The 13,517-nt window shown below is 55.8% G+C and carries 11 protein-coding genes and 1 other RNA gene; 3 read left to right on the top strand and 9 right to left on the bottom strand.

Annotated elements, in window-relative coordinates:
• Positions 1-124: 124 nt before the first annotated feature.
• The 8 genes from WFP70_RS14280 to WFP70_RS14315 form a co-directional block, all read right to left on the bottom strand.
• On the bottom strand, positions 125-868 hold the full coding sequence (locus WFP70_RS14280) for an SDR family oxidoreductase (protein ID WP_337023644.1): 744 nt from the start codon (positions 866-868) through the stop codon (positions 125-127).
• A gap of 186 nt (positions 869-1,054) precedes the next feature.
• On the bottom strand, positions 1,055-3,928 hold the full coding sequence (gene gcvP / locus WFP70_RS14285; protein WP_337023645.1) for an aminomethyl-transferring glycine dehydrogenase: 2,874 nt from the start codon (positions 3,926-3,928) through the stop codon (positions 1,055-1,057).
• A gap of 99 nt (positions 3,929-4,027) precedes the next feature.
• Positions 4,028-4,414: a glycine cleavage system protein GcvH gene (gene gcvH, locus WFP70_RS14290; RefSeq protein ID WP_034823193.1), complete on the bottom strand. Its 387-nt coding sequence runs from the start codon at positions 4,412-4,414 to the stop codon at positions 4,028-4,030.
• A gap of 19 nt (positions 4,415-4,433) precedes the next feature.
• On the bottom strand, positions 4,434-5,531 hold the full coding sequence (gene gcvT / locus WFP70_RS14295; RefSeq protein WP_337023646.1) for a glycine cleavage system aminomethyltransferase GcvT: 1,098 nt from the start codon (positions 5,529-5,531) through the stop codon (positions 4,434-4,436).
• 532 nt (positions 5,532-6,063) lie between these two features.
• On the bottom strand, positions 6,064-7,266 hold the full coding sequence (gene ubiI, locus WFP70_RS14300) for an FAD-dependent 2-octaprenylphenol hydroxylase (protein WP_160833073.1): 1,203 nt from the start codon (positions 7,264-7,266) through the stop codon (positions 6,064-6,066).
• Positions 7,267-7,286: 20 nt separating this feature from the next.
• Positions 7,287-8,465 carry a 2-octaprenyl-6-methoxyphenyl hydroxylase gene (gene ubiH / locus WFP70_RS14305; RefSeq protein WP_337023647.1) on the bottom strand — a complete coding sequence of 393 codons (1,179 nt, stop codon included), beginning with the start codon at positions 8,463-8,465 and terminating at the stop codon, positions 7,287-7,289.
• On the bottom strand, positions 8,462-9,784 hold the full coding sequence (gene pepP, locus WFP70_RS14310) for a Xaa-Pro aminopeptidase (RefSeq protein ID WP_160833071.1): 1,323 nt from the start codon (positions 9,782-9,784) through the stop codon (positions 8,462-8,464). Before pepP ends, ubiH begins: the two co-directional genes overlap by 4 nt.
• A 48-nt stretch (positions 9,785-9,832) precedes the next feature.
• Complete coding sequence (locus WFP70_RS14315; protein ID WP_034823202.1) at positions 9,833-10,414, bottom strand: YecA/YgfB family protein; 582 nt, start codon at positions 10,412-10,414, stop codon at positions 9,833-9,835.
• Between the two features lie 170 nt (positions 10,415-10,584).
• Between WFP70_RS14315 and zapA the strand changes: the two genes are divergently transcribed.
• The 3 genes from zapA to WFP70_RS14330 all read left to right on the top strand — a co-directional run bounded on the left by zapA (position 10,585) and on the right by WFP70_RS14330 (position 11,931).
• Complete coding sequence (gene zapA, locus WFP70_RS14320) at positions 10,585-10,914, top strand: cell division protein ZapA (protein ID WP_034823204.1); 330 nt, start codon at positions 10,585-10,587, stop codon at positions 10,912-10,914.
• Positions 10,915-10,953: 39 nt separating this feature from the next.
• Positions 10,954-11,137, top strand: a non-coding RNA gene (gene ssrS / locus WFP70_RS14325) — 6S RNA.
• A gap of 188 nt (positions 11,138-11,325) precedes the next feature.
• Entirely contained in the window at positions 11,326-11,931 is a 606-nt protein-coding gene (locus tag WFP70_RS14330; RefSeq protein ID WP_097118032.1) for a 5-formyltetrahydrofolate cyclo-ligase, read from the top strand.
• 74 nt (positions 11,932-12,005) lie between these two features.
• On the opposite strand, the gene serA is transcribed toward WFP70_RS14330, so the two are convergent.
• Positions 12,006-13,244 (bottom strand): phosphoglycerate dehydrogenase, encoded by a 1,239-nt coding sequence (serA, locus tag WFP70_RS14335; RefSeq protein WP_337023648.1) that lies wholly within the window; start codon positions 13,242-13,244, stop codon positions 12,006-12,008.
• Positions 13,245-13,517 lie beyond the last annotated feature (273 nt).

Here is a 13,517-nt window from a genome sequence, read left to right on the forward strand (position 1 = left end):
GTAACCGGGAAAAATTTCAGAGTACACATGTACGCTAAAATAATTCTATGACAGGCGTGTGACGAATGGCCGATGGCCGCGCCGTTGATCACGCGGCCTCAATGTCGGATAGTCAATCAGAAGATTAGCGGCCACCTGCCGCATCAATAAAGGTGCCGGTGACGTAAGAAGCGGCATCACTTGCCAGCCAGATAATCGCGGCGGCGATCTCTTCAGCCTGCCCCCCGCGCTGCATTGGCAGTGAGCTGGCAACACGATCAACTCTGCCTGGTTCCCCCCCGTCCGCGTGCATCTCGGTATAGATTAAGCCCGGACGCACGCTATTGACGCGAATGCCCTGCGCCGCCACTTCCAGCGATAAGCCTTTGGTCAGCGTATCCATGGCCCCTTTTGACGCTGCGTAATCAACATACTCGCCCGGCGCACCGAGACGCGCTGCCGCTGAGGAGACATTGATGATCGAACCGCCTTGCCCGCCGTGTGTGTTACTCATGCGCTTGACCGCTTCACGACAGCAGATAAAGGTGCCAGTAACGTTGGTGGCGAACACGCGCTGAATACGTTCCGCATCGAGATCTTCTACGCGGCACTGCGTAAATAAAATCCCGGCATTATTGACCAGCACGCGCAGGTTGCCTGGCTGCTGATCAAGCTGTTGGAACATGCGCACGACCTGAGCTTCATCGGCGATATCCGCCTGCACGGCAAAGGCGCTGCCGCCCTGTGCTTCGATCTCAGTCACGACCTGCTGAGCTTCAGTGGCGCGCTTACGATAGTTAACCGCAACACGATAACCCGCCTGCGCCAGCATCAAGGCTGTTGCGCGTCCAATGCCACGGCTACCGCCGGTGACTAATGCCAAATCCATGTTGCCTCCAAATAGAAAAAGGGCCGATTTCTCGGCCCTTAGATTAGGGATCAAAATGTGTTTAGCCAAAATAATTTGAGTTGCACAAGGCAGCAGGCCCCACCCTTCCCTTAAGCCCATATAAGTCCGTGAGCGAGGTGAATGAGTGCCGCCAATACAACGGCGGCCCTGAGCATAACGGCTAAATTATTGGTATTCGCTCATTGGAACACAGGAGCAGAACACGTTGCGGTCACCAAACACATCATCCAGACGCTTCACGGTTGGCCAGTATTTGTTGGCGCTACCTGCCGGGAACACCGCCAGTTCGCGGGTGTATGGATGCGCCCACTCGCCAACGATCTCCATCTGAGTATGAGGTGAATTTACCAGTGGATTATCCTCGGCTGGCCATTCGCCATCAGCGACGCGGTCAATCTCCATGCGGATGGAGAGCATCGCATCGATAAAGCGATCCAGCTCGATTTTGCTTTCGGATTCCGTTGGCTCAACCATCAGTGTTCCGGCCACCGGGAAGGACATGGTTGGCGCGTGGAAGCCGTAATCGATCAGACGTTTGGCAATATCCAGCTCGCTGATACCGGTCTGTTCTTTCAGCGGACGGATATCGAGAATACATTCGTGCGCCACGCGACCATCGCGACCGGCATACAGGATTGGATAAGCCGATTGCAGACGGCTGGCAATGTAGTTGGCATTCAGAATGGCTACCGAACTCGCCTGCTTCAGACCCTCCGCGCCCATCATGCGGATGTACATCCAGCTGATTGGCAGAATCGAGGCACTACCGAATGGTGCGGCAGAGACTGCGCCTTGCTGCGTCAGCACGCCATCAATTTGCACCACGCTGTGACCTGGTACAAACGGAGCCAGGTGCGCTTTCACGCCGATTGGGCCCATGCCTGGACCGCCACCGCCGTGCGGAATGCAGAAGGTTTTATGCAGGTTAAGGTGCGAGACATCTGCGCCGATGTAACCTGGCGTGGTGATGCCCACCTGGGCGTTCATGTTGGCGCCATCCAGGTAAACCTGACCGCCATACTGATGCACGATCTGGCACACTTCACGAATGGTTTCTTCGTACACGCCGTGGGTTGAAGGATAAGTCACCATGATGCAAGACAGCTCATCGCCAACCTGAGCGGCTTTCTCACGCAGATCGCCGAGATCGATGTTGCCTTGTTTATCACAGGCCACCACCACCACTGCCATGCCCGCCATCTGTGCGGAAGCCGGGTTAGTACCGTGCGCAGAACTTGGGATCAGGCAGACATTACGTCCACCTTCGTTGCGGCTCTCGTGATAACGACGAATCGCCAACAGACCAGCATATTCACCCTGCGCACCAGAGTTTGGCTGCATGCAGAGCGCATCATAACCGGTGAGCTGTACCAGCCACTGTGACAGCTGGCCAATCATCTGCAGATAGCCTGAAGCCTGTTCTGCCGGGCAGAATGGATGCAGCTCGGCGAATTCTGGCCAGGTAATCGGGATCATTTCGGCTGCGGCGTTGAGTTTCATGGTGCACGAACCGAGCGGGATCATCGCCTGGTTCAGCGCCAGATCCTTTTTCTCCAGGCTGTGCATGTAACGCATCATCTCGGTTTCGCTGTGATGACGGTTAAACACTGGATGGGTCAGGAACTCACTTTCACGTGACATGCCTGCCGGAATAGCGCTGTTTTCCGCAGCGGCGCTGGCATCCAGAGCATCAATCTCCTGACCGTGCGCATCACCCAGCAGAATGGCAAACAGCGTCTGCACATCTTCGCGTGAGGTGGTTTCATCCAGCGTGATACCCACGCCGTTGAGCACGTCACTGCGCAGGTTGACGCCAAAGCTCAGCGCGCGATTCAGCACTTCGGCTTTATCGGCGACTTCAACCGTTAAGGTATCGAACCAGCTGTTATGACGCAGCTTCAGTCCACCGTTTTTCAGGCCAGCGGCCAGAATACTGGTCAGACGATGAATGCGTGAGGCGATGCGCTTCAGGCCCGCCGGACCATGATAAACCGCATACAGGCCGGCGATGTTCGCCAGCAGCACCTGTGACGTACAGATGTTGGAGTTGGCCTTCTCACGACGGATGTGCTGCTCACGGGTTTGCATCGCCATACGCAGTGCAGTGTTGCCAGCAGCATCACGTGAAACACCGATGATACGACCCGGCATTGAACGTTTGTGCTCATCGCGGCTGGCGAAGAACGCAGCGTGTGGACCGCCGTAACCCATCGGCACACCAAAGCGCTGAGCGGAACCGAAAACGATGTCTGCGCCCTGCTTGCCCGGTGCTTCTAACTGCACCAGCGCCATGAAATCGGCGGCCACGCTCACCACCACTTTGCGGCTTTTCAGCTCGGCAATCAGTGCACGGTAGTCATGCACTTCACCGCTGGTGCCCACCTGCTGCAGCAGCACGCCAAACAGGTCGTCGTGATCCAGCGCTTTGCTGGCGCTGTCGATGATCAGTTCAAAACCAAAGGTTTCTGCACGCGTGCGCACCACATCCAGGGTTTGCGGATGGATGTCTTCGGCGATAAAGAATTTACCGGCATTTTTCAGTTTGCTGACGCGCTTCGCCATCGCCATCGCTTCGGCGGCGGCAGTGGCTTCATCGAGCAGTGAAGCAGAGGCGATATCCAGACCGGTTAAGTCCAGCGTCAGGGTCTGGAAGTTCAGCAGCGCTTCAAGGCGGCCCTGCGATACTTCTGGCTGATACGGGGTGTACGCGGTGTACCAGCCCGGGTTTTCCAGCATGTTTCGCAGGATAACCGGTGGGGTGATCACGGCACTGTAGCCCATGCCGATCCAGGATTTGTAGATTTGGTTCTGACTGGCAATGGCTTTCAGCTCTGCCAGCGCTTGCTGTTCGGTCGCGGCATCACCGACCGCAGGCGGGCCTGGCAATTGGATGTCGGCAGGCACGATGGCGCTGATCAGTGATTCCAGAGAGCTGGCACCAATCGCTTCCAGCATGGTGGCCTGCTGCGCGGGTGTAGGACCGATATGGCGCTCAATGAAGGCACCGTTGTGTTCAAGCTGGCTGAGAGTCTGGGTCATTTGCAGTAAATCCTGAATCGGGCTGGGTTACAAAAATGGCATTAAATCAGGCAGATAAAAAAGAAGGCGCTGCAATGCAGCACCTCCGATGACTACCGGTTACTCGTCGATAGCGCCTTTGTAGGCATCGGCGTCGAGCATCGAATCAAGTTCTGAAACGTCGCTGGCTTTGATACGGAATAACCAGCCTGCGGCGTACGGTTCGCTGTTGACCAGCTCCGGTGCGTCGGCCAGCTCTTCGTTCACGGCAACGATTTCACCGCTCAGTGGTGCATAGATGTCTGAGGCAGCTTTCACGGACTCCGCGACGGCACAGTCATCACCGGCAGCGAAAGTGGCGCCCACATCAGGCAGATCCACAAACACCATATCGCCCAGCAGTTCCTGCGCGTGTTCGGTGATACCCACGGTGAAGGTGCCATCGGCTTCTTTACGCACCCACTCGTGACTATCGCGGTATTTCAATTCATTAGGCACATTGCTCATCGCCATTTCTCCTGAAAAATTACTGAGCGACCGGCTTGCCGGCGCGAACAAAAATCGGTTTGGTGACTTTCACCGGCATTTCACGATTGCGGATCTCTACAATCGCTTGCTCACCAATGCCCGCTGGCACACGTGCCAGCGCGATGCTGTAACCCAGCGTCGGGGAGAAGGAACCACTGGTAATAATACCCTGCTGTGGCTGACCTTGTTCATCGGTGAAACGTACCGGCAAGCCGTTACGCAACACCCCTTTTTCGGTCATGATCAAACCCACCAGCTTCTCGGTGCCTTTTTCACGTTGCGCTTCTAGCGCCTCGCGGCCGATGAAATCGCGATCGGCTGGTTCCCAGCTCACAGTCCAACCCATGTTAGCCGCCAGCGGTGAAACGCCTTCATCCATTTCCTGACCGTAGAGATTCATCCCCGCTTCCAGACGCAGCGTGTCACGCGCACCCAGGCCAGCCGGTTTGACGCCTGCCGCCAGCAGCTTCTGCCAGAAATCTGCTGCTTCACTGTTCGGCATCGCAATTTCATAACCGGCTTCACCGGTGTAACCGGTGGTGGCGATGAACAGGTTTTCGCTTTGCACACCAAAGAACGGTTTCATGCCCGCTACAGCTTCACGCTGCGCCGCAGTGAACAATGTCTGAGCTTTCTGCTGCGCTTGCGGGCCTTGTACGGCAATCAGCGCCAGGTCGTCACGCTCGGTGAGTTCGACGCCAAACGGCTGAGCGTGCTGTTTGATCCACGCCAAATCTTTCTCACGCGTCGCGGAGTTCACCACTAAGCGGAAAAAGTCTTCGGTCATAAAGTAAACAATCAAATCATCAATGACGCCAGCCGAAGCATTCAGCATGCCGGTGTAGAGGGCTTTGCCGGGTTGGGTCAGTTTGGCGACATCGTTGGCCAGCAGATAACGCAGGAATTCACGGGTGCGAGCACCGCGCAGATCGACGATGGTCATGTGGGAAACATCAAACATACCGGCATCGTTGCGCACCACATGATGCTCATCCATTTGCGAGCCGTAATGCAGTGGCATCATCCAGCCATGAAAGTCCACCATGCGCGCACCGCATGCCTGATGCTGTTCGAATAGAGGCGTTTGCTGAGTCATAACCATCCTGTGAAAACAAGTGAGTGTGACGCGCCTGCGTCGCCTGTGCAGGCTGACGCAAACGTTCTCTTTGTGCTGAAGTTACCACCGAACGCGGCGATTAACCATAAGGAAAACGAGGGCGAAACAGTACCACCCTTCAGCACGCACCAAACCCACCACAGCACAACTCACTGCATTTTTGTGATTAACCGCGCATAAAATACAATTAATAACGATAAACACAGCCTGATAATGGAACACACGCCTCAGTACGGGAAATAGGTCCGGCGAACCCGCGACACCTTCATTAGTTAAAGTAATGCGAATTGGCGAGTAAAATTAGAATAAATCAAACGAGGCGCAATTTGAGTGCAGAGGTGCACCAGAGCAGTGCATAGGGTGAAAAAGCTAATTAAAATGCGCTTGTCCAAACACAGCCTGCAACGTCCCAGCGCAGACGTAACTGTCACTTTAGGAGCGGCTTTTGGTATGACGAGACAGTGATTCATGCAAAAAAATGGCGCCTGAATCGGCGCCATTTAAAGAGAATTTAACGAATCCAGCTGGGCATATCATTTAGCCCCATGGCCTGCTTCAGCATCATCGGTTTGACGCCCGGCAATGTGTCAGCCAGTTTCAATCCCACATCACGCAGTAGCTTTTTCGCCGGATGGGTGCCGGCAAACAGCTCACGGAATCCCTGCATGCCCGCCAGCATCATTGCCGCACTGTGCTTGCGGCTGCGCTCATAACGTCGCAGATAAAGGTGCTGCCCGATATCTTTCCCTTCCTGATGCAGACGACGAATTTCACCGATCAGTTCCGCGGCATCCATGAAGCCAAGGTTAACGCCCTGTCCGGCCAGCGGATGAATGGTGTGCGCGGCATCGCCCACCAGTGCCAGGCGGTGCGCGGCAAAGTTACGGGCATAGCGCGCCATCAGTGGGAAGGTTTTGCGCTCGCTTTCAACATGGCACAAGCCGAGGCGCATATCGAAGGCGACCGACAAATGCTGGTTGAATAATGCTTCTGGCATCGACTGCACGCGGGCCGCTTCTTGTGGCGACAGCGACCAGACGATAGAGCACAGGTGCGGGTCCTGCATAGGCAGGAACGCCAGAATGCCGTCGCCATGGAACACCTGACGCGCAATCGCATCGTGCGGCATATCGGTGCGGATATTGGCGACCAGCGCGTGATGATCGTAATCCCAGAAGGTAATCGGGATATCGGCTTTGTCGCGCAGCCAGGAGTTTGCCCCATCCGCGGCAATCAGCAGGCGCGCACTCATCATGCTGCCGTCCTGCAAAGTGACGAACGCTTCGTTGTCGCCAAAGGCCACCTGCTGTAACTGCGCAGGGGCAAATAAGGTGATGTCGCTACACTGGCTGGCGCGCTGCCACAGTGCGCTGTGAATCACTTCGTTTTCAATAATATGGCCGAGATGGGATAAGCCTTGCTGCTCATCATCAAAGCTGATGGAACCAAAGCTGTCTTGATCCCACACTTCCATGCCGTGATAGGCACTGGCGCGCAACGCCAGGATGCTGGACCAGACATCCAGCTTTTGCAGCAGACGTTCGCTGGCAGCATTGATCGCCGAGACGCGAATCGATGCGGCGCTCGCTGGATCAAATTGTGGCTCAGGTGCTTTCTCCAGCACGGCAACGCGCAGGCCGCTGCCCTGTAATCCGCAGGCGACGGCCAGACCTACCATACCGCCACCGGCGATAGCCACATCAAATGTTTGCATTGCTGCCCCTTAATTCATGCTCAACGCTTCACCCAGCCGAGCGTGCGCGCGGCAAGTGGGTTTCGCAGCCATGGCAGATGGTCCATTGCCACCAGCCCAAGATTTCTTCCCGCCACTAAGGGCGCATAACGATTGGCAAACAGCCGCACCAGGCCATCGGTCACGCCGATTGTCGCGGCGCGATCCGGTTGACGGCGTGCAGCGAAGTGCTGCAAAACGCCATAGCTGCCAACATCCTGCTGCTGACGATGCGCGCCTGCCAGCGTTTCCGCCAGCGACATCACATCGCGCAAGCCCAGGTTAAAACCCTGGCCCGCAATAGGATGCAGCGTTTGCGCCGCATTGCCCACCAGCGCCAGACGATGCGCCACCTGACGTTCAGCGGTTTGCAGCGCCAGCGGATACACTTCGCGCTGGCCGGTATGGGTGAAACGCCCTAAGCGCCAGCCAAACGCTTTTTGAAGCTCGTGCAGGAAGGTCGCATCATCCCACTGTTTAACTGTCGCTTCTGCCTCGACGGGATGGCACCATACCAGCGACATGCGATTGCCAGACATCGGTAATAGCGCCAGCGGACCGTGCTCGGTGAAGCGTTCAAAAGCACGCCCCTGATGCGGTTGCTGCGTGGTGACGTTGGCAATCACCGCCAGCTGCTGATAATCGTCCCGCTGCCAGGTCATGCCGCAGGACGCCGCAAGGGGCGAACGTGAGCCATCGGCTGCCACCAGCAACGCGCCCTGTAGCTGCTCGCCGCTGTTGAGTGTCACCGTGACAGACTCTGCTGATCGCACCACCGTCGTGACGTAATCCGGGCAGCGCAGCGTCACACCAGGCGCACTTTTCAGACGCTGGAACAGGCGCTGGCCCACATCAAACAGCTCAACCACCTGCCCCAGCGCTGGGACCTGATAATCATCCGCCTTGAGCTGCACAAAACCGGTGTGGCCACGGTCAGAGACGTGAATATCCGTGATCGGCGTGCCGCAATCTGCGAGCGAGCGCCATACATCGATATCCGCCAGCTGCTGACAGGTGCCCGCCGCTAACGCAATCGCCCGGCCATCAAAGCCCGGATGTTTGCGGCTATCCGGCAGACTGCGCTCAATGAGCGTGACGGGCAGTTGGCCTTGCGTCAGATGCGAAATCGCCAGCGCCAGGGTTGCCCCGGTCATGCCGCCGCCTGCAATCAAAATGCTCATGCGTGGCGTGCCGCTGCCATCAAGGCTTCAATCGCATCAGCATCTTTCACGACGCTGTCGGTCAGGTTTTCGTTGCCGTCAGCGGTGATCACGATGTCATCTTCGATACGGATACCGATACCGCGATACTGCGGTGGGACTTTCGCATCCGGCGCAATGTACAGGCCAGGTTCAATGGTCAGCACCATGCCCGGTTCGAGAATGCGGTCACGGCTTGGTGTACCGTAATGGCCGACGTCATGCACATCCAGCCCCAGCCAGTGACTCAAGCCGTGCATGAAGAACGGGCGGTGCGCCTGCTCTTCGAACAGCGTATCGATATTGCCTTCCAGAATGCCGAGATCGACCAGACCGGTGATCATGATGTGCACCACTTCGTCATTGACGTCGTGGATGCTGATGCCAGGGCGGAACATCGACAGCGCTTTGTACAGCGAGGCCAGCACGATGTCGTAAATCTCGCGCTGAGGTTGCGTGAATTTGCCATTAACCGGGAAGGTGCGGGTGATGTCCCCGGCATAACCGTGGAATTCACAACCCGCATCAATCAGCACCAAATCACCATCGCGCATTTCACTTTCGTTTTCGGTGTAATGCAGGATGCAGCCGTTCTCACCCGATCCCACAATGGTGTTGTAAGAAGGGAAACGTGCGCCGTGGCGATTGAATTCATGGTGAATTTCGCCTTCAAGCTGATACTCAAACATCCCCGGACGGCAGGCTTGCATCGCACGAGTATGCGCCAGCGCACTGATTTTTCCCGCACGGCGCAGGATTTCAATCTCAGCTTCGCTTTTGAACAGGCGCATATCGTGCACCCAGGGACGCCAGTCGGTGACAGTGGCAGGCGCGCTGAGATTCTGACGGAAGCCGCGACGCAGTTTTTCCAACGCGCTGAACACCCGTTGGTCAGCTTCTGCGTACTCACCCTGAGCGTGATACACCACATCAAGCCCGTTGAGCAGCTGATGCAATTGCTCACCGATGTCATCCCACGGTAAAGCGCGGTCAACGCCAAGCTTAGCGGGTGCGGCATCTTGCCCGAGGCGGCGGCCAAACCAGATCTCAGCGGTAAGGTCGCGAACACGATTGAACAGCACGCTGTGGTTATGCTTGTCATCACTTTTGATCAGCACTAGCAGCGCCTGCGGTTCATTGAACCCGGTGAAATACCAGAAGTCGCTGTTTTGGCGGAAGTTGTATTCCGTGTCGTTGCTGCGGGTCACTTCAGGTGCAGCGAAAATCAAAGCGGCGCTGCCAGGTGCCATACGGGCAATCAGCGCCTGACGACGTTGCTGGAAAGTATCCAGTGTAATCATGTTTGCACTCCCTGTTGAAACGGGCACCACACGCCCGCAATAACGCACTTAGTGTAACGTTGGCTTTTGCACTTCCGGCGCAGTTGGCGTGTGCTGACGAGTGAATGTGTCATGGCAAAGCAAAGCCGCCACGCGCACATACTCAATCACTTCTTCCAGCGACTGCTCCAGCTCTTCCTGATCTTCATCTTCGTCGTAACCGAGCTGCGCGATGGTGCGCAAATCATCAATCGCTTCGCCGGTTTCGCCAGTGACTTTATCCAGCTTCGGCTGCGTAACGCCTAAGCCGAGCAGAAAATGATTGACCCAGCCCGCGAGCGCATCCGCGCGATCGAAGACGGTGATGTCATCATCTTCCGGCAGCATCAGCTGGAACATGAAACCCTCGTCTTCCAGCGTATTGCTCAGATTTTCATGCAGCGCCTGCAGCGGCTGTGACAGGCTTTGTGAAAACGCCATGCCTTCGTTGGTGAGGTCATGGACCATGGTTTTCCAGCGGGTGTCTTTGTTGCCACCACACAAAATGCCGGACAGCAATCCGTGCATTTCGGCTGGCGTCATGCCCACGCCCTGCTGAGAAAGGGCTGCGGCTAGCGCGTTGTAACCAGGAGTTTCGTTCTGTAAAGACATAGGCTTTGGTCGTCGTTGGCAGAATAAGTTCGTGTTATGCTACCACCAGGTGCCTCAGGGTTTCCAGAAAAGGGGTTGTAACTTATATCGCGGCTCTATATAGTTGCGCACCTCCCAACCCATTGACAGGTAAGGGAGATGCGAACAGAGTAATCAGTCAGGATGGTGGCATGTCTGCACAACCGGTAGATATTCAGATTTTTGGTCGTTCATTGAGAGTAAATTGTCCTCCCGAACAGCAAGATGCGCTGAATCTGGCTGCTGAGGATCTCAATCAACGGTTGCAAGATTTAAAAGTTCGCACTAGAGTCACCAATACAGAGCAACTGGTGTTCATCGCCGCCTTAAATATCTGCCACGAGCTGGCACAGGAAAAAGGCAAGACGCGCGACTATGCAGCAAACATGGAACAACGTATCCGCATGCTGCAGCAGACCATTGAACAAGCATTAGTTGAGCAAGGTCGCATAACTGATCGCCAGGGCCCTAAATTCGAATAACACTTCATGGTACTCGTGTTAGAGTGACGGTGAAGTCAATTTTCTCTGAGATGTTTGCAAGCGGGCCAGTCCCCTGAGCCGATATTTCATACCAACAGAATGTGACGCTCCGTAACCTGTGAGCATGCTCGGTCCGTCCGAGAAGCCTGATGGTTGCGACGGCATATTCACCTTGAACCAAGGGTTCAAGGGTTACAGCCTGCGGCGGCATCTCGGAGATCTCCTCTTTCGTCCCCTTCGCCAGAGACTCATGTTTCAGCAAGGCGGCAAGCAAATGAATCCCAATCAGCTTAACAAATTGAGTGATTGGGGTGCATGAGCGCAGTTAACCCCCTGTACCTGAAGTATGACGCGAATCTCCCGCTTCGCATGATATAGTTGGCCAAATAGCCGACTCTGCCGGGGGGCATCATGACCGCACCTTCCCTACTTGATCGCCAGGACATTCGTCAGCATGTGCGCCATCTGCGTCGCAACCTTACGCCTGAACAGCAGGAACAAGCTGCCGATCTGCTCGCCGAGCACGCTATCAACTTTGCGCCTATCGCTAATGCCCAACGCATCGCTCTGTTTTTATCTGTCGATGGCGAAATCAACACCCGCCCGCTGATTGCCAAGCTGTGGCAGCAGAAAAAGCAGGTTTATTTGCCGGTACTGCATCCTTTCGCTCCCGGCCATCTGCTGTTTCTGCGCTACACGCCTGAAACTTCTCTGACGCCAAACAAACTACGTATCCCTGAACCGCCGCTGGATATCACGCAGATGGCCACTCTTGATCAGTTAGATGTGATGCTGGTGCCGTTAGTGGCGTTTGACCACCAGGGGCAGCGATTGGGCATGGGGGGCGGTTTTTACGATCGCACGCTGCAGCATTGGCAGCAGCATGGCTTTTTACCGATGGGCATTGCGCACGATTGCCAGCGTGTTGAGGCATTGCCAGTCGCGGCATGGGATGTCCCCTTGCCTGCTATTTTGACGCCGTCAAAGCTGTGGCAGTGGGATAGCGCCGAACGATAAAACAAAGGGCGCCAAACGATGTGGCGCCCTGAGCAATCAGCAAGATGAACGGGCACGCATGGTGCCCTGAATCATCAGTACAGCAGACGGGCGCGAATGGTGCCCGGAATCGCTTTCATCAGCTGCAGCGCTTTTTCCGCCACATCTTCTTCTGCATCGATATCGATAACCACATAACCCATTACCGGCGAGGTCTGCAGATACTGAGCGGCGATGTTGATGCTCTGCTCGGCAAAGATCTGGTTAATCGCGGTCAGCACTCCAGGACGGTTCTCATGGATGTGCAGCAAGCGGCTGACGCTAGCAGCGTGCATCGGCAGAGACACTTCCGGGAAGTTAACCGCAGACAGCGTAGAACCGTTGTCAGAGTATTTCGCCAGCTTGCCCGACACCTCCAGGCCGATGTTTTCCTGCGCTTCCTGAGTCGAGCCCCCGATATGTGGCGTCAGGATCACGTTATCAAACTCGCACAGCGGTGAGTTGAACGGATCGCTATTGGTCGCTGGTTCAACCGGGAAGACGTCGATGGCCGCGCCGGACAGATGCTTATTCGCCAGGGCGTTGCACAGGGCTGGAATATCAATCACGGTGCCGCGTGCGGCGTTGATCAACAGTGCGCCCGGCTTCATCAGCGCCAGCTCTTCAGCGCCAATCATGTTTTGCGTTGAAGCATTTTCTGGTACGTGCAGGCTGACCACGTCGCTCATATTCAGCAAATCGGACAGGTGACGAACCTGTGTCGCATTACCCAGCGGCAGTTTGGTTTCGATATCGTAGAAGAACACGTGCATGCCCAGGCCTTCTGCCAGCACGCCCAGCTGCATCCCGATATGGCCGTAGCCAATGATGCCCAGTTTCTTACCGCGCGCTTCGAACGAGCCGTTAGCCACTTTGTTCCAGATACCACGGTGAGCTTTGGCGTTCGCTTCAGGGATCCCGCGCAGCATCAGCAGCATTTCACCAATCACCAGCTCAGCCACTGAACGAGTGTTAGAGAATGGCGCATTGAAGACCGGCACACCGCGTTTTGCGGCCGCATTCAGGTCAACCTGGTTAGTACCGATACAGAAGCAGCCCACTGCGACCAGCTTCTCAGCCGCCGCAAAGATCTCTTCAGTCAGTTGGGTACGGGAACGGATACCAATGAAGTGCGCATCGCGGATGGAGGACTTCAGCGACTCCGCATCCAGTGCCCCTTTGTGGAATTCGATGTTGGTGTAACCCGCAGCACGCAGATTATCCAGTGCACTCTGGTGAACGCCTTCCACCAGCAGGAACTTAATCTTGTCTTTTTCCAGTGATACCTTTGCCATTTCCCGACCCTATTCAGAATTCAACGAGGACTACCATAAGGTAGCCTTCTGCCAAAATATCAAAAATTTCGAGCGCGGCAATACAAACGATTGCCTGACCGCCAGCACGCGCCCACGTTGAGGCAGCACAAAGCCGTACAAAATCGTGGGATGCGAGTGCGCCGAAGTACGAACCTGCTGTTGATGAATCTTTTGTGACATAAGTCACCAAATTTCACCCCAGCAAGAAAAGATGTTTTGCAGATGGAAATAACCGGCGCAGCACTCGCGCCG

This window comes from Pantoea sp. USMM079, assembly GCF_037153115.1.
In the GTDB taxonomy this organism is placed as follows: Bacteria; Pseudomonadota; Gammaproteobacteria; order Enterobacterales; family Enterobacteriaceae; genus Pantoea; species Pantoea communis.

What these genes read in the sequence shown, in the direction of transcription:
- gcvH (WP_034823193.1), bottom strand. Translation starts at nt 4,414, where the DNA reads ATGAGCAATGTGCCTAATGAATTGAAATACCGCGATAGTCACGAGTGG.
- pepP (WP_160833071.1), bottom strand. Translation starts at nt 9,784, where the DNA reads ATGATTACACTGGATACTTTCCAGCAACGTCGTCAGGCGCTGATTGCC.
- serA (WP_337023648.1), bottom strand. Translation starts at nt 13,244, where the DNA reads ATGGCAAAGGTATCACTGGAAAAAGACAAGATTAAGTTCCTGCTGGTG.
- WFP70_RS14330 (WP_097118032.1), top strand. Translation starts at nt 11,326, where the DNA reads ATGACCGCACCTTCCCTACTTGATCGCCAGGACATTCGTCAGCATGTG.
- zapA (WP_034823204.1), top strand. Translation starts at nt 10,585, where the DNA reads ATGTCTGCACAACCGGTAGATATTCAGATTTTTGGTCGTTCATTGAGA.
- WFP70_RS14315 (WP_034823202.1), bottom strand. Translation starts at nt 10,414, where the DNA reads ATGTCTTTACAGAACGAAACTCCTGGTTACAACGCGCTAGCCGCAGCC.
- WFP70_RS14280 (WP_337023644.1), bottom strand. Translation starts at nt 868, where the DNA reads ATGGATTTGGCATTAGTCACCGGCGGTAGCCGTGGCATTGGACGCGCA.
- gcvP (WP_337023645.1), bottom strand. Translation starts at nt 3,928, where the DNA reads ATGACCCAGACTCTCAGCCAGCTTGAACACAACGGTGCCTTCATTGAG.
- gcvT (WP_337023646.1), bottom strand. Translation starts at nt 5,531, where the DNA reads ATGACTCAGCAAACGCCTCTATTCGAACAGCATCAGGCATGCGGTGCG.
- ubiH (WP_337023647.1), bottom strand. Translation starts at nt 8,465, where the DNA reads ATGAGCATTTTGATTGCAGGCGGCGGCATGACCGGGGCAACCCTGGCG.
- ubiI (WP_160833073.1), bottom strand. Translation starts at nt 7,266, where the DNA reads ATGCAAACATTTGATGTGGCTATCGCCGGTGGCGGTATGGTAGGTCTG.